The sequence below is a fragment of the Streptomyces fodineus genome, from assembly GCF_001735805.1.
GTDB classification, from domain to species: domain Bacteria; phylum Actinomycetota; class Actinomycetes; order Streptomycetales; family Streptomycetaceae; genus Streptomyces; species Streptomyces fodineus.
Genome location: NZ_CP017248.1, coordinates 388,669 through 405,540, shown reverse-complemented (window position 1 = coordinate 405,540; position 16,872 = coordinate 388,669). Strand labels below are relative to the sequence as shown.

Below are 16,872 nucleotides of genomic sequence, written 5' to 3'. Positions count from 1 at the left end.
CCATTGGCAGCGATCACCGATCTGTCCGGACGCGTGGCAGTCGTCACCGGCGGAACACGGGGGGTCGGCGCGGGGATCACCCGGGCCCTGCTCGCCGCGGGCGCGGAGGTCGTGACCTGCGCGCGCCGCCCCCCGGACGAGCCCGTAGAGGCGGCCGGGCGGAGCGCCGAGTTCCACCCCGTCGACCTTCGCGACCCCGAGGCGGTCCACGCCTTCTTCGAGCGAGTGCGGGCGGCGTACGGGCGGTTGGACACCCTCGTCAACAACGCCGGGGGGACCCCCTTCCGGCTGCTCGGCGAGGGCGGAGCCGCACGGCACGCGCGGGTGGTCGAACTGAACCTCCTCGCGCCCCTGAACACCTCCCTCGCCGCCTACGAGCTGATGCGCGGTCAGGAATCGGGCGGTTCGATCACCATGATCGGCAGCGTCAGCGGAACCCGCCCGTCCCCTGGCAGCGCGGCGTACGGAGCGGCCAAGGCGGGCCTGGAGAACCTCGCCCGCTCCATGGCCGTGGAATGGGCGCCGGCGATACGGGTCAACACCGTGGTCCTCGGCATGGTCCGCACCGAGCTCTCCCCACTGCACTACGGCGACGAGGCGGGCATCGAGGCCGTCGGCCGCACCGTGCCACTGGGCAGGCTCGCGGAGCCCTCCGACGTCGGCGACGCCTGCGTCTTCCTCGCCTCCGACCGCGCCGCGTACATCAGCGGCGCCGGCCTGCTCGTCCACGGCGGAGGGGAGCGCCCCGCCTTCCTCGACGCCGCCACCGCCAACCACCGACCGTCGTGAAAGGCAGGACAGCCATGACCACCGGAATCTGCACCGGACGCGTCGCCGTCGTCACCGGCGCCGGGCGCGGGCTCGGCCGCGCGCACGCCCTCGCCCTGGCCGCCGAGGGCGCCAAGGTCGTCGTCAACGACCTCGGCGTCGGCCTCGACGGCACCGGTGGGGCGGCCGGGCCCGCTCAGCAGGTCGTCGAGGAGATCCGGGCGCTCGGCGGGGAGGCCGTCGCCCACGGCGGCGACATCGCGACCGCCGACGGCGCGGCCTCGCTCATCGCCACCGCCCTGAACGCCTTCGGCCGCCTCGACACGCTCGTCAACAACGCGGGGTTCCTGCGCGACCGCATGCTCGTCAACCTCGACGAGGACGACTGGGACGCCGTCGTACGCGTCCACCTCAAGGGCCACTTCCTGCCGCTGAAGCACGCCGCCGCACACTGGCGCACCGAGGCGAAGGCCGGCCGTACGCCCGCGGCGCGTGTCGTCAACACCGGCTCCGGAGCCGGGCTGCTGGGCAGCGTCGGCCAGGGCAACTACGCCGCGGCGAAGGCGGGGATCGTCGGCCTGACCCTCGTCGCCGCCGCCGAACTGGCCGGGTACGGCGTCCAGGTCAACGCGATCGCCCCCGCCGCCCGCACCCGGATGACCGAGCGGACCTTCGCCGACACCATGGCCGCCCCCGAGGAGGGTGCCTTCGACGCCATGGCCCCGGAGAACGTCTCCCCCCTCGTCGTCTGGCTGGGCTCCGCCGCCTCCGCCGGGGTGACCGGCCGGGTCTTCGAGGCCGAGGCCGGCCGGATCACCGTGATGGAGGGCTGGCGCCCGGGCCCCACTGCCGACAAGGGCGCCCGCTGGACCCCGGCCGAGGCCGGCGAGACAGCGCTGAAACTGCTCGCCGACGCGGAGCGCCCGCAGCCGGTCTACGGGGCACGGTGACCCTGAGGCCCGGTAAGGCCGGGCGCCCGCGGCGGACGCCCGGCCGTGGACCGGCGGGCCGGCCCACCGCTTGCTCCTCGACGTCGGCCGGCAAAGGGCGCTCCTCGCCGGCTCGGGGCTGACACCGGGGCCGGATACCCTGGCGGAATGATTGAGAACCTTCCTCCCTGTCCCAAGTGCTCCTGTGAGTACACCTACGAGATGAACGCCCTTGTGGTGTGCCCGGAGTGCGGCCACGAATGGGTTGCCGCCGAGAGCGGGACCGAAGGCGGGGACGCCGCCGGGGAGCGGGTCGTCAAGGACTCCGTCGGCAATGTGCTCCAGGACGGCGACTCGGTGGTCGTCGTGAAGGCGCTCAAGGTGAAGGGCAGCCCCTCCGGGATCAAGGCCGGCACCAAGGTGCGCAACATCCGGCTGGTCGACGGGACGGACGGGCACGACATCGACTGCAGGATCGACGGCTTCGGGGCGATGCAACTCAAGTCCAGCGTGATCAAGAAAGCCTGATCGCCCCCGCGCTTTCCGGGCGCAGGGGCGTGGGCGGCACCCTGATGCAGAATTGCAAAATTTCGCAATTGGTTAGATGCTTTGTTGTCCGTATCCGCAATGGCAGCCGAGGGGTCGAGGTGGAGCCGATCAGCCTGTCCCGAGGTCTCCGCACGATGACCTCGGGCATCAGCCGGGCCTGGGCCCCCATCACGTCACTGCTGCCCTCCCGGGCCGATCTGGACCGGATGCGGCGCGACCCACGCCGGGATCTGCTGGCCGGGCTGACCGTGGCGATCGTGGCACTGCCGCTCGCGCTCGGTTTCGGGGTCTCCTCCGGACTGGGCGCGCAAGCGGGCCTGGCGACCGCCGTGGTCGCCGGTGCGCTCGCCGCCGTCTTCGGCGGTTCGCATCTGCAGGTGTCGGGGCCGACCGGCGCGATGACGGTCGTACTCGTGCCGATCGTCGGCAAGTACGGCCCGACCGGCGTGCTCACGGTCGGTCTGCTGGCCGGCCTGATGCTCGTCGCACTGGCCGCGCTGCGGGCCGGGAAGTACATGCAGTACGTGCCCGCGCCCGTGGTCGAGGGCTTCACGCTTGGTATCGCCTGCGTGATCGGCCTCCAGCAGATCCCGAACGCCCTCGGCGTGCCCAAGCCCGAGGGCGACCGGGTCCTGGTCGTCAGCTGGCGGGCCGTGGAGGAGTTCGCGAAGGCTCCTGACTGGACCGCCCTCGCCTTCGCCGTCGCCGTGGCCGTGGTGATGCTGGCCGGGGCCCGCCGGTGGCCGGCGATCCCCTTCTCGATCGTCGCGGTGATCGCGGCGACGATCGTGGCCCAGGCCGCCGGGCTGGACGCGGCGAAGCCGATCGGCGCCCTGCCGGCGGGGCTGCCGGTGCCCTCGCTGTCCTTCCTTGACACGGGGTCCCTCGGCACCCTGCTGGCCCCGGCCGTCGCGGTCGCGGCCCTGGCCGCGCTGGAGTCGCTGCTGTCGGCCTCGGTCGCCGACGGCATGACGGTGGGCCAGAAGCACGACCCCGACCGGGAACTGTTCGGCCAGGGGCTCGCCAACATCGCCGCCCCGCTGTTCGGCGGCGTCCCGGCGACCGGCGCGATCGCCCGCACCGCCGTGAACGTCCGCACCGGCGCGACCTCCCGGCTCGCCGCGCTCACCCACGCCGCCGTCCTCGCCGTGATCGTCTTCGCCGCGGCGCCCCTGGTGTCCAAGATCCCACTCGCCGCCCTCGCGGGCGTCCTGCTGGCCACGGCGATCCGCATGGTGGAGGTCGGCTCGCTGCGGGCGATGGTGAAGGCGACCCGCTCGGACGCGGTGATACTCGCGCTGACCGCCGCCGCGACACTGGCCCTGGACCTCGTCTACGCGGTGGTCATCGGCCTGGTGGTCGCGGGTGCGCTCGCCCTGCGTGCGGTGGCCAGGCAGGCCCGCCTGGACCAGGTGCCGCTGGACCGCGGCGACCACAGCGCCGAGGAGCACGCCCTGCTCGCCGAGCACATCGTGGCCTATCGCATCGACGGCCCGCTGTTCTTCGCCGGCGCCCACCGCTTCCTGCTGGAGCTGACCGAAGTGGCCGACGTCCGGGTCGTCATCCTGCGCATGTCCCGGGTGTCGACCATGGATGCGACCGGCGCCCTGGTACTGAAGGACGCCGTCGAGAAACTCGGCCGGCGCGGCATCCTCGTCCTCGCCTCCGGCATACGGCCCGGCCAGCGCCAGGTCCTCGACTCCGTCGGCGCGCTGGAGCCGCTCTGCCACGAAGGCCGGGAGTACCCCACCACGCCCGAGGCGATCCGGGCCGCCCGAGATCACCTGGAGCACGCCGGAGTCCTGCCCGCCGACCCTGCCCCCAAGACCAGCACCACATCCGAGGAAGCCGTCCGATGAGCGCCTCTCCCACCCCGGTACGCATGCTCGAGCTGTCCGGCGCGGAAGCGCTGTGGCTGCTGGAGGGCACCGGCCTGGGGCGCCTGGCGTACGTCCTGCGGGGGCAGCCCGTCATCCGCCCGGCCCGGCACGTGTTCGAGTACGGCCGGCTGGTCGTGCGGACGCCCGCTCCGGCCGTGGCGGTGCCCGCGACCGCGACGTACTACGTCGACGAGATCCAGGAAGCGACGGGCACGGGCTGGACCGTGACCGTGGCCGGTCCCGCCGAAGTGATCACGGACCACCACGAGACGGCCCACTACCGGCGCACCCTGGCCGGCTGGATCCACGGTCCGCACGACGCGGTCCTGCGCATCCACCCCCAGACCGTCACCGGATTCCGCCTCGCATGCCCGCAGATGTGAGGTCGTAGGGGACGGTCGCCGACGTACCGGCCTGCATTGCTAATGTTGGCAATTCGTGAGGTTCTTGACGAGTGGATGGATAACGACGCGCCGAGGCCCGGCCAGTGGAGCCGTGCTGTTGTGTCGAGAAGGAGACGGCGCGATGAGTACGCCGCTGTACCAGCTGAAGGCCGAGTTCTTCAAGACGCTCGGTCACCCGGCCCGGATCCGTGTCCTCGAGCTGTTGAGCGAGCGCGAGCACGCGGTCGCCGAGATGCTGCCCGAGGTGGGCATCGAGCCCGCGCACCTGTCCCAGCAGCTGGCGGTGCTGCGCCGGGCGAACCTGGTCAAGACGCGCAAGGAGGGCTCGGCCGTGTACTACTCCTTGACCAGCCCGCACGTCGCGGAACTTCTCCGCGTCGCCCGCACCATCCTCTCCGGCGTGCTGGCCGGGCAGGCCGAACTGCTCGCCGACCTGCAGGCGGCTCAGCCGGAGCGGAAGCCGCCGTCGCGGTGACGGCCGTCGGACGGTGATCGCCTCCGGGGAATGCGCGGCAATATTTAGCAAACCCAGGCAAAGCATCGGAAAGATGCAGTAACTCCGCTTAGGGATCGGCCCGTTGGCCCCATGCAAACGCGTTCTCACCGTTGCGGGGAGAGTTCCATGGGCCTGTTGCGCAAGATCCGCGAGACCGGGCGGGTGGCCGAGCCCGCGCCGCCCCGCCCCCCAGGCGAAGTGCCGGAGAAAGCACGGCAGTTGAGCGGGTCGGTGCAGGTGCGCTGCGTGGATGCGGGCTCCTGCAACGGCTGCGAGATCGAGATCGCCGCGGCCTTCAACCCGGTCCACGACGCCGAGCGGTACGGCGCCCGACTGGTGGCATCGCCCCGGCACGCGGACGTGGCCCTGGTGACCGGCCCGGTGACACGGAACATGGCCCAGCCGCTGCGCCGCACGGTCGCCGCGATGGGCGAGCCACGGCTGGTGGTCGCGGTCGGGGACTGCGCCATCAACTGCGGGGAGTTCGCCGGTGGGTACGGTGTCGAGGGCGCCGTCCGTGACGTCGTACCGGTGGACCTGGCCGTTCCGGGCTGCCCGCCGGAGCCCGAGGCGATCGTCTCGGCGCTCAGGAGGGTGACCGGACGGTGAACCTGATTCCGGCCGCCCTGGCGACGGCCACCGCACTGGGCGGCGCGGGCACGCCGGCCGGACTTGTGCTGCCCCACCCCGTGCGCGTCCCGGTCGTCGGAGCGCTGACCGTCGGTGTCGGCGTGAGCGGGGGCGCGGCGGGCGTGGCCGCACTGGGCGGAAGCCGTTGGGCAGCCGTCCGCCCCGGGCTGTTGCCGCTGGCCGGGGCGCATGCAGCGGTGGATCCGCTGGCGGGACTGTTCATGGCGGTGGCGGGAGCCGTCGTAGCGGCGGTCGGCGTGTACGGCATCGGATACGCGGCCGGGCACGGCTCGCACGGGCTCGGCTCCCGGTCGGCCCAGGCGGTGCTGCCGTTGTTCGCGCTCACACTGGTCCTCGTACCGGTGGCGGCCTCGGTGTCCACGTTCCTGGCGCTGTGGGAGCTGATGGCGCTCGGTTCGCTCACGCTGGTGCTCGCCGAGCACCGCGAGCGGTCCTCGGTACGGCAGGCCGGCGTCTGGTACGCGGTGATGACCCACCTCGGGCTGGTCCTGCTGCTGACCGGTTTCGCGCTGTTCGCCGCACAGGCGGGCGGGGAGACGTTCGCCGCCCTGCGGACGGGTGCGCACCACGTCTCGGCCACCATGCGCGGCCTGGTCTTCGTCCCGCTCGCGCTGGCGTTCATGTCGAAGGCGGGTGCGATGCCGCTGCACGCCTGGCTGCCGCGGGCGCATCCCGAAGCGCCCAGCCCCGTCTCGGCGCTGATGAGCGCCGCCATGGTCAACCTCGGCATCTACGGCCTCGTCCGCACCGGGCTCGATCTGCTCGGCGGCGGTCCGGCGTGGTGGTGGCTGGGGCTGCTCGCGGCCGGTGGGGTCAGTGCCGTGTACGGCATCCTCCAGGCGGCCATGGCCTCCGACCTGAAACGGCTGCTGGCGTACTCGACCAGCGAGAACATGGGCCTGGTCCTCATCGGAGTCGGCGCCGCAGGGCTGTTCGCCTCCCATGGTGACCGGCCGCTGGCCGCGCTGGCGCTCGCGGCGGCCCTGCTCCACGTGGTCAACCACTCTGTGTTCAAGGCCCTGTTGTTCTGCGGGGCCGGGTCCGTCCTGCGGGCTACGGGCCTGCGCGATCTGGATCGGCTGGGCGGGCTGCGGTCCCGGATGCCCGCCACCGCCGGGCTCTTCGCTCTGGCCGCGCTCGGTGCGGTGGCGCTGCCGCCGGGCAACGGCTTCATCAGCGAGTGGCTGCTCCTTCAGGCCCTCATCCACGGGTTCCACGTACCCGGCGTCGCGGTCGCCGTCGTGCTGCCCCTGTCGGTGGCGCTGGTCGCGCTGTCGGCCGGGATCGCCGCCGCCGTCTTCGTCAAGGCGCTCGGCGTCGGCTTCTTCGCCCGGCCGCGCGACGAGCGGGCCGCCTCGGCGCGGGAGTCGCCGCCGCTGATGCTCACCGGCATGGCCCTGCTCGCCGCAGGCGTGGTCGCGCTGGCGGTGGTGCCGGGCCTGCTGGGCGAGGGTCTGGACCGGGCCGTCGGCGCGGTCGGGCTGCCGGGCAGCGGGCCCCTCACCGGCGGCGGACTGGGGGTGCGGCTCGCCGGCATCTCCGCCTCGCTGTCCCCGCTGTGGGTGGTGGCTGCGCTCACCGCCGCGATCCTGCCGGCCACCGGCCTGCCCCGGCTCTACGGCCGCCGCCGGCGCCGCGTGAACGCCCGGCTGTGGGACTGCGGGGGCGGGGCACCGACACCGCGCATGGCCTATACGGCGACCTCGTTCGCCGAGCCGCTCCAGCGGGTCTTCGACGACGTCCTCGCGCCCGAGCAGGACGTCGACGTCACGCCCGTGGGGGAGTCGGCGTACCTGGTGCAGCGGGTGCGCTTCCGGCACCGGGTACCCGACCGGATCGAGCACCGGCTCTACGAGCCGGTGCTGCGTGCGCTGGCGGACACCGGGCGGGCGGCGCGTCGGCTGGCGGGGGGCAGTGTGCACCTCTACCTCGGCTACGGCTTCGCCGGGCTGGTCGTGCTGCTGCTGGCGCTGGCGGTGGGCTGGTGATGAACGGGATCGGGTACGCGGCTGTCGTCGGCCAGGTCGTGGTCGTCGTGGGCGGGGCGCCGCTGCTGGCCGGGTGGATGCGGCAGGTGCGGGCCCGGCTGGAGGGCCGAGCCGGTGCCGGGGTGCTCCAGCCCTGGCGGGACACGTGCAAACTGCTGCGCAAGGAACCCATCACACCCGCTGGGACCGGGCCCGCGTTCCGGGCCGCCCCCGCCCTGCTGGTCGCCACCACCGCGGTGGCTACCGCATTGGTGCCCCTGCTGTCCACCGACACCCCGGTCAGCTCGCACGCGGACCTCGTCGTGGTGGTCGCGCTGGTCGCGCTGGGCACGCTCGCGCTCGCGCTGGCGGGTCTGGACACCGGAACGGCGTTCGGCGGGATGGGCGCCTCCCGGGAGATGACGGTCGCCGCGCTGGTGGAGCCGACCATCCTGCTGTCGGTGTTCGCCCTGTCGATGCCGGCCGGCACGACCAACATCCCGGCGATCGTCGCCGGCGCCGCCCACCACCCGGCCCGCCTCGCCTCCCCGGCCGGCCTGCTGGCCGTCGCCGCGCTCGCGGTCGCAGTGCTCGCGGAGACCGGCCGGATCCCGGTCGACAATCCCTCCACGCACCTCGAACTGACCATGATCCACGAGGCGATGGTGCTGGAGTACGCGGGTCCGGACCTGGCACTGGTCGAGCTCGGCGCCCAGATGCGGCTCACCCTGCTGCTCGGCCTGCTGTCCTCGCTGTTCGTGCCATGGGGCATCGCAACCAGTGGCTCCTGGGGCGCCCTGGCCGTGGCACCGGTGCTGTTCGCGGCGAAGCTCTGCCTTCTGGGCGCGGCGCTCGCGACGGCGGAGGTGTGCTGGGCGAAGGTCCGGCTGTTCCGGGTGCCGGAACTGCTCGCGGGATCCTTCCTGCTGGCGCTGCTCGCGGTGACCGCCTCCTACGTCCTGAACGGAGCACCATGAGCAGCGGCCTGTACACCCAGCTCCTCGACCTGGCCTGCGGTGCCTTCCTGCTGGCCGCGGTGATCGTGCTGTGGCGGCACGAACTCGCCGCCCTCGTCCGTGCCTTCGCCCTCCAGGGCGTCGCGCTGGCCGCGATCGCCGTGTTCCTCGGCGGCCACGAGGAACGGTGGGACCTGATCGCCGTGGGCCTCGGAATCGGAGTACTCAGGGCGGGCGTCCTGCCGTATCTGATGCGCCGCGCCCTGGCCGCCCTGGCCGCCGACCGCGGAAGCGAAGAGGTCCGCGAGACGCAGCCCCTGGTCAACGTCGCCGCTTCCCTGCTGACCGCGGCCCTGCTCACCCTGCTCGCCTACGCGGTCGGCCGCCCCCTGACCCGGCTCGACCCGACGCCGGCCGCCCACGCCCTGCCGGTGGGCCTCGCCGTCGTCCTGATCGGCTTCTTCGTGCTGGCCACCCGTCGGCGCGCGCTCGCCCAGGTGGTCGGCTTCCTGCTGCTGGACAACGGCATCACCGCCACCGCCTTTCTGGCCACCTCCGGCGTGCCGCTGATCGTCGAACTCGGTGTCTCCTTCGACGTGTTGCTCGCGGTACTGGTGCTGCAGATCCTCACCACCCGGATGCGGGAGGCGTTCGGCACGACCGACATCGACGACCTGCGGGAGCTGCACGACCGATGAACTCCGCTCTGCTGTTGACCGCGCCCGCCGCCGTACCGCTGCTGACCGCCGCCGCGTACGCGCTCACCGGTACGCGAACGCCCCGCCCGGGGCGCCACCCGGCGGCCTGGCCCGGACTCGTCTCACCCCTGGCGATCCTGCTGTGCGGGACTCTGCTGGCGGCGGGCGTCCTCAAGGGCGGAGCGCGCACCGCCTGTTCCGGGCTGCTGCGCGCCGACGCCCTCACCGTATGGATGCTGCTCGTCGTCGGCGCCGTGGCGCTCATCGCCTGCGGTGCGACGCCCGCGTACCTGGCCGGCGAACGCACCGCGGAGCGGACCACGGCCCGCACCGCGCGCCGCTACCACGTCCTCGTGCACGCCTTCCTCGCCGCGATGTGCCTGGCCGTGGTCAGCGCCAACCTCGGTGTGCTGTGGGTCGCCGTCGAGGCCACCACCATCGTCACCGCCTTTCTGGTCGGCCACCGCCGCACCCGTACGTCCGTCGAGGCCGCCTGGAAGTACGTGGTGATCTGCTCGGCGGGCATCGCCCTCGCCTTCCTCGGCACGGTACTGATCTACTACGCGGCCCGGCAGGCTGGCATCGCGGAGGCATGGGCGCTGGACTGGCCCACCCTCGTGGCCCGCTCGGGCCGGCTCGACCCGGCGGTCACCCGGCTCGGCATCACCCTGGTCGTCCTCGGCTTCGGCGCCAAGGCCGGCCTGATCCCGCTGCACGCCTGGCTGCCCGACGCCCACAGCCAGGCACCCGCTCCGGTGTCCGCGCTGATGTCCGGGGTACTGCTGTCCGTCGCCTTCGCCGCGATCCTGCGCTACCGGGTCATCGCGGACGCGGCCCTGGGCACCGACTTCACCCGCCTCCTGCTGGCCGGAATCGCGCTGCTCACGCTCGCCCTCGCCGCCGGACTGCTGCTGTCCCAGCGCGACTACAAGCGGATGCTGGCCTACTCCAGCATGGAGCACATGAGCCTGATCGCCCTGGCCGCGGCGATCGGCGGCCCGCTCGCCCTGTCCGCGGCGCTGCTGCACATCGCCGGGCACGGGCTGGCCAAGTCCGTCGCCTTCTGCGCTTCCGGCCGCATCCTCCAACTCACCGGCACCACGAGGATCGGCCGCGTGCGCGGGCTGCTCGCCCGGACCCCCGCAGTGGCCGGCCTGTTCGGTTGCGCGGTGGTGGCCCTGATGGCCTTCCCGCCGTTCAGCCTCTTCGCCTCCGAACTCGGCATCGCCCGGGCGGGCTTCAGGGCGGGCAGCGGCCTCGCCCCGGTGATGGCAGCGGCCCTGGTGCTCGTCCTCGTCGCCTTCGCCGCGTTCGCCGCCCGCACCGCCCGCATGCTCTTCGGCCCGGCACCGGCACCGCCGGCGGTACCCGAGGGCACCGCCGTCTGGCCGCTCGGCCTGGGCCTGGCCGCCTGCGCCGCCCTGGGTGTCTCGCTCGGCCCGCTCACCGGCCTGCTGCACGCCGCCGCGCGGGCCATCGGAGGTCACTGAAACGATGACGCGTACGACGTACGAGATCGGCTCCACCGAACTCCCGCAGTGGGCCGGAGAGTTGCTGGGCGGCGGGGCCCGGCTGGCGCTGGTCGCCGCGCACCTCGACGAAGGCGGCCCTCGCGTGGTCTACCTCTTCGTGGCCGGCCCGCCCGACACCCGCACCGAACTGCACGTCCGCCTCGACCCCGAACGCCCCGAGGTCCCGACGCTCGCCGACCTCTCCTTCCCGGCGGGCCGGTTCGAACGCGAGATGCGCGACCTGTTCGGCATCGTCCCCCTCGGCCACCCGCTCCCGCGCCGCCTCGTGCGCCACTTCCACTGGCCGCGCGGCTGGTATCCGATGCGGCCCGATGCGGGCCCCCCGCCGGGCTTCGGCGAGCAGGAGGGGCCGTACCCCTTCCTGGAGGTGGAGGGCAACGGTGTCTACGAGATCCCCGTCGGCCCCGTGCACGCCGGCCTGATCGAACCCGGTCACTTCCGCTTCTCCGTCGTCGGCGAGACCATCCTCAGGCTCAAGGCCCGTCTCTGGTTCGTGCACAAAGGCATCGAGAGACTCTTCCAGGGCCGCTCGGCCACCACCGGACTTCCCCTCGCCGAACGCATCAGCGGCGACACGGCCATGGGCCATGCGCTGGCGTACTGCCTGGCCGTCGAAGAGGCCACCGGCACCGAGGTACCCGCCGAGGCCCAGCGTGCCCGAGCCCTCCTCCTGGAGCTGGAGCGGATCCACAACCACGTCGCCGACCTCGGCATGCTCTGCAACGACGTCGGCCACGGCATCCTCAACGCCCACGCCCAGCGCGTCCGCGAGCAACTCCTCCGCGTTAACCGGGAGATCACCGGCCACCGGCTGCTGCGCGGCGGCGTCGTCCCCGGCGGCACGGCACTCCGGTCTCTGCCCGACGTACGACGTCTGAGGGCCATCGGCGAGGACATCCGCGAGATCACCGGCCTCGCCCTGGGGCACTCCACCGTCCGCGACCGCTTCACCGGAACCGCCGTCCTGAAGGCCGCCGCCGCCCGGGAGATCGGCTGCCTTGGCTACGTCGCCCGCGCCAGCGGACTCGCGCACGACGCCCGAACCGCCCACCCTTTCACCGGATACGGTCCGCGGCTCGGCGTACCCGTCCACGCCAGCGGCGACGTCCTCGCCCGCTTCCTCGTCCGCGCCGAGGAAATCGAGACCTCCGTCGCCCTGATCGAGGAGTTCGCCGACGGGCTCACCGCCCCCGCAATGATGCTCGCGGCCCAGCCGTCCCCTGGTGCGGGCCCCGGCACGGGCGTGGGCCTGGTCGAGGGCTGGCGCGGCACCATCACCACCCGCGTCGAACTCGCCCCCGACGGAACCCTGTCCCGGGTCAAGCCGGTCGACCCGTCCTTCTTCAACTGGCCCGCCCTGCCGGTCGCATTGGCGGACACGATCGTCCCCGACTTCCCGCTGACCAACAAAAGCTTCAACCTCTCCTACGCGGGCAACGACCTCTGACACTCCGGTAAGCCATGGCTCTTGCGTCCGAGGCGAAACGGCGCGCATCTGTTCGCCCGCCCGCGACCGGCGTCATGCCTCGCACGGCGACCGGACCGACGGGCCCTGGTCCCAGGTCGGTTCGGCCCTGACGGGTGACGGCCCCGCCGGAATGATCGATGTGCCGGTCGGATCCGCAGGCCGGCTCCCGGCTGTGGCGTTGAGCACCGTCCCACAACGTGCCCCATCCCGAAGGAGTCCCATGACGCGCCCTTTCTATGTCTGGGCTGGATGAGGCGGGCCGGTGGGGGAGAGGGAGTCGAAGGAGCACCTACCGTCTCGACCGGCATGCTGATCGCCGCGCCTCCTGCCGTGTCGCGGGCACCGGCTTCTGGTCGGGGGAGCGCGTAGGGCGGCAGGGCGGTGCGGTGCGGTGCGGGGCGGGCGAGGTGATGACGGCGTCGGACGGCGTCGGGAGGAAGTCCCGTGGTGCACGGTCCGTGGCAGCGGCGGCTCTACGACAGCCCGCCGCCGGGGCCTCCGGCCGCCGGGCCTGGTCGTGTCGCGCCTCGATCGCGCGCTGACGATGTTCGAAGCTGATCGGGGCGGACGGCAGCGCCCGCTACCTGGCACCCGCCCGTCACGGCCGGTGGAGCGCCGCTGCCAGAACACCGACATCGGCTTGGGTGACCTGGCCGAACAGGCCGCTTCCCTGGCCGACGCGCCGCTGAGCTGTGCGACGCCATTGTCACCCGAAGTGTCCAGGTCCTTGATGACGGCGTCGCCGTCCTCGCGGTGCGCACCCCGGGCGGCCCGGCACAGTGAGACGTCACCGCTTCCTGGTCAGCCACTCCGTCAGGACAGCGGCTTGGCTGTGGTCCACGTCCCTGGTGGCGGTGAGCAGCATGAGCTTGTCGTGCGCCGCCAGGTCACGCAGATGTTCCGCGGCCTCCCGGTGTCCGGCATCACGCAGTTCTGCCAGGTAGCGGCGACGGAACTCGGCGAAGCGGCTGGGTTCATGGCCGTACCACTTGCGCAGTTCGCTGGACGGGGCGACATCGCGCAGCCACTCGTCCAGATGCGCGTCCTCCTTGCGCATGCCCCGTGGCCAGACCCGGTCGACGAGCACGCGCTTGCCGTCCTGCGGCGAGGTCTCCTCGTAGACCCTGCGGTACGTGATCTGTTTGACCATGACGGTGCCCTTCCAGATCGGTCCGCCGACCCGACCACGAGCGGGCGAATGGCTCGCTCCACCGCGGTGAGGCGGATGTCCCCGACGCGCCCATTTTATCGGGGGCCTGCGACGGGCTGCTGTCCCCGCTGGTCCGGGGGCGGCTACGCCAGCAGCGGCTTGATCTCATTGGTGAAGCCGGCGAAAAGGATCACGATGCACGGCGCGGTCATGGTGCTGATGTCCGCCACCCCGCTGCAGGAGTACCCGGCTGCCGGTACGGGGAGGGAGCCACGTCTGGGGTTACGCAGCGTGACGCAGCGGGGTCGGCGCCGGTGCGGCCGGACTACCGCGGTTCATCGCGCGACAGCCGAGGGCGTGCGCGTTGGCGACCTTGGCAGCTTCGTACACGGGCGGACAACCCCACGGCGCTGGCGAGGCATTCACCGGGCCGGCGCGAAATGCACACGGTGCGACAGTGCCCAGCCTGCTTCACGGTCTTGTCAGTGGCAGCAGTCAGACTGTGGTGCATGACTTCGGTGACCGCACATGACTATGCCTGGATACGTTCCTCTTCGTTGTTCCGCTACGGGCTGGAGACCGGATACACCCTCACCCTGGTGCGAAGCGTCGCCCCGACGGAGGTGCTGCGGGTGATGGAGGCGGAGCCCCAGGGCACGTGCACAGGGGCGGACGCGCTGATCGAGCGGCAGGACGAACTGGGCGACCCGACGGACTACTGGGACGAGTCCTTCATCGCGGGCGCGTTCACCGTCCCAGGCGAAGGTGGTGACTGGACGCTCGTCCTGCACCTCGGAGACGGGGGCATGGGGATGCAGTCGCGCTTCCTGGAGGCCCTGTCGGCCGGAGGGCGCGCCGTGGTGCACTCCAGCAATGGCGGCAAGCCTATGCACTTTTTCCAGTGGTATGAGGACGGGGAACTTCGGACCACCTTCGAGTGGCCCACAGCCCGGGACGGCAGCACTCCCGATGCCCTGAACTCGGTGATGCGCGAGGTCGGCTTCGAACTGTCGGACATCGAGGGCGAGACGAGCGAGCGCGTCGACACCAAGGCGGCGGCCTTCGCCCTCGCCGAGCGACTGACCGGGGTTCGGGTGACGGAGGAACTGCTCCGGGATGCCGAATACCAGCTCGGACACGTACCCGAGGAGCCCGCTGAGGAATGGACCGGCATCGTCATCGACATCACCGACGCCCACGGGGAACGCTTCTACAAGGAAATCAGCCGCGACGAGATCGAGGGAGCTGCGGGCCGTGCTCGCGCCGAGGCGGCAGAGCCGGATGCCACCCGCAGGCCTTCATCGCCCGCTCCCTGACCCGCAGGGCGCCATGCCGGGGCCGAGAGCTTGAGCCGGGCGGTCAGCCCCATCAGCTAGCCCCGTCAGCGTCTCAGCTGCCCGGGGGGCAGCGGTTTCGCGCTCGGCCTCCTGGGCGGGCAGCGTGGCATCGCTCAAACCGAGTTGCAGCGTCGCCGCATGCGCCGAAGGACTGGCGTGGCTGTAGCTGGGGTGGCAGCCCTGGCGTGGGGCGAGTGGTTGAGCTGGCGCTGGTCTCGAGCTCTCGTGGGGGCCAGGCTTGGTGGATGTCGTCGCGGATCTCCCCGCGGATCCGCAGCCAACACCATGACAGCCAGGCGTGGAGCCCCTGGTACGGGGCATCCCGCCGCTGCGCGCCTTCGACTGACTCCAGGCCGAGTCTCAGGGCAACATCGTCCGCCAACCGGCGCAGCCGCTGCGCCTTGGCGGCATCGAGCCAGACGGGATGGGCGATGAACAGGTCATCCACGCTGGCCCGGGCGAATGCCACGGCCTCGCCGGTCGTGGCCACCGACAGCCCGCGCGCGCCGGACCGAAGCTGACGGTCGGCGATCTGCGCGCACTGGCGGCTCTTGGCGTGCGGGCGGAGGACGAACCCTTGGGCTCGCGAAGTCCTGGCGGATCAGGCGACGGTGGCACCGTTCCGGGCCGATGGCGCGGTGCTGCTCGCGCAGGTCACTTCCGCTCCAGCGCGGCCAGCCGCAGCTCGAGCTGGTCAACCCGGTGCCGCAGCAGGGTGACCTGGGCCTCCAGGCTGACCTCGCGTTCCGCCCTGCGCTGAATGCGCGGTGACGCGGCGGCGCGGTCGACCACCGCGTCCAGCTGGACCAGGCGCTGCGGCCCGTTCGGGCCGTCCACCAGCCGGGACCGGATCTCGCCGTTGCGGTACCAGGACCGCAGGGCCGAGCGGGAAACGCCGGTCTCGGCCTCCGCCTTGGCCAGCGTGACCCAGGGGGTCTCGTCCAGCTGCTCGAACAATTCCAGCTCGCTCTTCCAACGCGCGAGCCGGTTCTCCCAGTTCGACGGTGTCTCCATTCACACCCTCCCTTCAGCATGGTGACCCTATCAATAACGGTGTATTGACAGGGTTGAAATGATGGAAGCATGACTTTCGAAAGGTTCACAGCGCAAGCCCGCAAGGTGGTTGTCACGGCTCAGGAGGAGGCGAGGCTGCTCAAGCACGACCACATCGGCACGGAGCACATCCTGTTGGGGCTGCTCGACGCGCCGGACAGCATCGCGGCGCGGGTTCTGCACCAGCTCGGGTACGACAAGGAGACGGCGCAGGCCGATATCGCCGCGGTGGTCAAGCCCGGCACGCACGAGCTGAGCGGCCATATCCCGTTCGCGCCGCGCGCGAAGAAGACGCTGGAACTCGCCCTGCGCGAGGCGCAGCAGCTGCACCACAACGACATCGGTACGGAACACATCCTGCTCGCCCTCGTCAGGGAAGGTGAGGGCGTCGGCGCGAAGGTGCTTGCCGAGCGGGTCAATCCGATCAGCAAGATCCGCGCCGCGGTGCTGGCAGCGGTGGAGGGATCGCAGGATGTCGCGGCTCGCCCGTGGCCGGCCGGCACACCGGCCACCGAGGACACCGTTTCCACCGCCAGCGCGCTGGCCGGTGGCGCACCGGTCGGCAGCCATCACCTGCTAGAGGCGATGCTGCGGACGGAGAACAGCATGGCGGCCAGGGTGCTGCGCGAACTCGGGGTCGACCCGGACGCAGTCGCGGCCAAGATCGACGAACTGGATCCGGAGACGACCACGGACGCGAACCCGGAAGAAGCCGCCGCGCGCAAGATGGAAATCCGGCTGGTCGACGACGAGGTGCACCTGATCCTGCGGGACCCGGCAACGGTCACGATCGCCAAGAAGGTCACCGAGCTGTCCGACGGCCCGATCCAGGGCGTCGGGCCGGTCGCCGGCATGTTCGTCCCGCTCTGGCGGTCGACCAACCAACTGCTGCTCCAGACCCAGCGCATGCTCGAACCGGAACCCGAAGAACAGGACGGATCCACCGAGAACAAGGTGGCCAAGGCCGTGCGCACGGTCCTCGCGCCCCGGTTCCGCCGATGAGCCGTCTGTCAGCGGACCGGAACCTGTTGGTG

Annotated in this window: 16 protein-coding genes; 14 read left to right on the top strand and 2 right to left on the bottom strand. The window is 72.0% G+C overall.

The genetic code is table 11. The annotated features are described in order from the left end of the window. Positions 1-3 precede the first annotated feature (3 nt). From BFF78_RS01765 to BFF78_RS01710, 12 genes are all read left to right on the top strand, one after another. The gene (locus BFF78_RS01765) at positions 4-789 is read left to right on the top strand and encodes an SDR family oxidoreductase (RefSeq protein WP_069776632.1); all 786 of its coding nucleotides are present in this window, start codon (positions 4-6) and stop codon (positions 787-789) included. A gap of 14 nt (positions 790-803) precedes the next feature. Next, positions 804-1,718: an SDR family oxidoreductase gene (locus BFF78_RS01760; RefSeq protein ID WP_069776631.1), complete on the top strand. Its 915-nt coding sequence runs from the start codon at positions 804-806 to the stop codon at positions 1,716-1,718. 147 nt (positions 1,719-1,865) lie between these two features. Then, the gene (locus BFF78_RS01755) at positions 1,866-2,225 is read left to right on the top strand and encodes a zinc ribbon domain-containing protein YjdM (RefSeq protein WP_069776630.1); all 360 of its coding nucleotides are present in this window, start codon (positions 1,866-1,868) and stop codon (positions 2,223-2,225) included. 155 nt (positions 2,226-2,380) lie between these two features. Next, a complete protein-coding gene (locus tag BFF78_RS01750; RefSeq protein WP_069776629.1) occupies positions 2,381-4,105 on the top strand; it encodes a SulP family inorganic anion transporter in 1,725 nt (574 codons plus the stop codon). Beyond that, positions 4,102-4,509 carry a pyridoxamine 5'-phosphate oxidase family protein gene (locus BFF78_RS01745; protein ID WP_069776628.1) on the top strand — a complete coding sequence of 136 codons (408 nt, stop codon included), beginning with the start codon at positions 4,102-4,104 and terminating at the stop codon, positions 4,507-4,509. The genes BFF78_RS01750 and BFF78_RS01745 overlap by 4 nt, the downstream gene beginning before the upstream one ends. 142 nt (positions 4,510-4,651) lie before the next feature. Next, a complete protein-coding gene (locus BFF78_RS01740) occupies positions 4,652-5,005 on the top strand; it encodes an ArsR/SmtB family transcription factor (RefSeq protein ID WP_069776627.1) in 354 nt (117 codons plus the stop codon). A 147-nt stretch (positions 5,006-5,152) separates the two neighbouring features. Continuing rightward, positions 5,153-5,635, top strand: a complete 483-nt coding sequence (locus BFF78_RS01735; RefSeq protein ID WP_069776626.1) for an NADH-quinone oxidoreductase subunit B family protein — start codon at positions 5,153-5,155, stop codon at positions 5,633-5,635. Next, positions 5,632-7,665 (top strand): proton-conducting transporter transmembrane domain-containing protein, encoded by a 2,034-nt coding sequence (locus BFF78_RS01730; RefSeq protein WP_069776625.1) that lies wholly within the window; start codon positions 5,632-5,634, stop codon positions 7,663-7,665. Before BFF78_RS01735 ends, BFF78_RS01730 begins: the two co-directional genes overlap by 4 nt. Next, positions 7,665-8,621, top strand: a complete 957-nt coding sequence (locus tag BFF78_RS01725) for a respiratory chain complex I subunit 1 family protein (protein WP_069776624.1) — start codon at positions 7,665-7,667, stop codon at positions 8,619-8,621. Before BFF78_RS01730 ends, BFF78_RS01725 begins: the two co-directional genes overlap by 1 nt. After that, positions 8,618-9,298 (top strand): hypothetical protein, encoded by a 681-nt coding sequence (locus tag BFF78_RS01720; RefSeq protein ID WP_069776623.1) that lies wholly within the window; start codon positions 8,618-8,620, stop codon positions 9,296-9,298. The genes BFF78_RS01725 and BFF78_RS01720 overlap by 4 nt, the downstream gene beginning before the upstream one ends. Continuing rightward, positions 9,295-10,788, top strand: a complete 1,494-nt coding sequence (locus BFF78_RS01715; RefSeq protein WP_069776622.1) for a proton-conducting transporter transmembrane domain-containing protein — start codon at positions 9,295-9,297, stop codon at positions 10,786-10,788. The genes BFF78_RS01720 and BFF78_RS01715 overlap by 4 nt, the downstream gene beginning before the upstream one ends. Positions 10,789-10,792: 4 nt before the next feature. Continuing rightward, complete coding sequence (locus tag BFF78_RS01710; protein ID WP_069776621.1) at positions 10,793-12,277, top strand: hydrogenase large subunit; 1,485 nt, start codon at positions 10,793-10,795, stop codon at positions 12,275-12,277. 808 nt (positions 12,278-13,085) lie between these two features. Here BFF78_RS01710 and BFF78_RS01705 read toward each other — a convergent pair. Further along, the gene (locus tag BFF78_RS01705; protein ID WP_069776620.1) at positions 13,086-13,448 is read right to left on the bottom strand and encodes a DUF488 domain-containing protein; all 363 of its coding nucleotides are present in this window, start codon (positions 13,446-13,448) and stop codon (positions 13,086-13,088) included. Positions 13,449-13,957: 509 nt separating this feature from the next. On the opposite strand from BFF78_RS01705, the gene BFF78_RS01700 reads away from it, so the two are divergent. Next, complete coding sequence (locus BFF78_RS01700; RefSeq protein WP_069776619.1) at positions 13,958-14,764, top strand: DUF6461 domain-containing protein; 807 nt, start codon at positions 13,958-13,960, stop codon at positions 14,762-14,764. A gap of 675 nt (positions 14,765-15,439) precedes the next feature. Here BFF78_RS01700 and BFF78_RS01695 read toward each other — a convergent pair. Then, positions 15,440-15,799, bottom strand: coding sequence for an excisionase (locus BFF78_RS01695; protein WP_069776618.1), 360 nt, complete (start codon positions 15,797-15,799; stop codon positions 15,440-15,442). Between the two features lie 69 nt (positions 15,800-15,868). Here BFF78_RS01695 and BFF78_RS01690 point away from each other — a divergent pair, with 69 nt between their 5' ends. After that, a complete protein-coding gene (locus BFF78_RS01690; RefSeq protein WP_069776617.1) occupies positions 15,869-16,840 on the top strand; it encodes a Clp protease N-terminal domain-containing protein in 972 nt (323 codons plus the stop codon). The last annotated feature ends 32 nt before the right edge of the window (positions 16,841-16,872 follow it).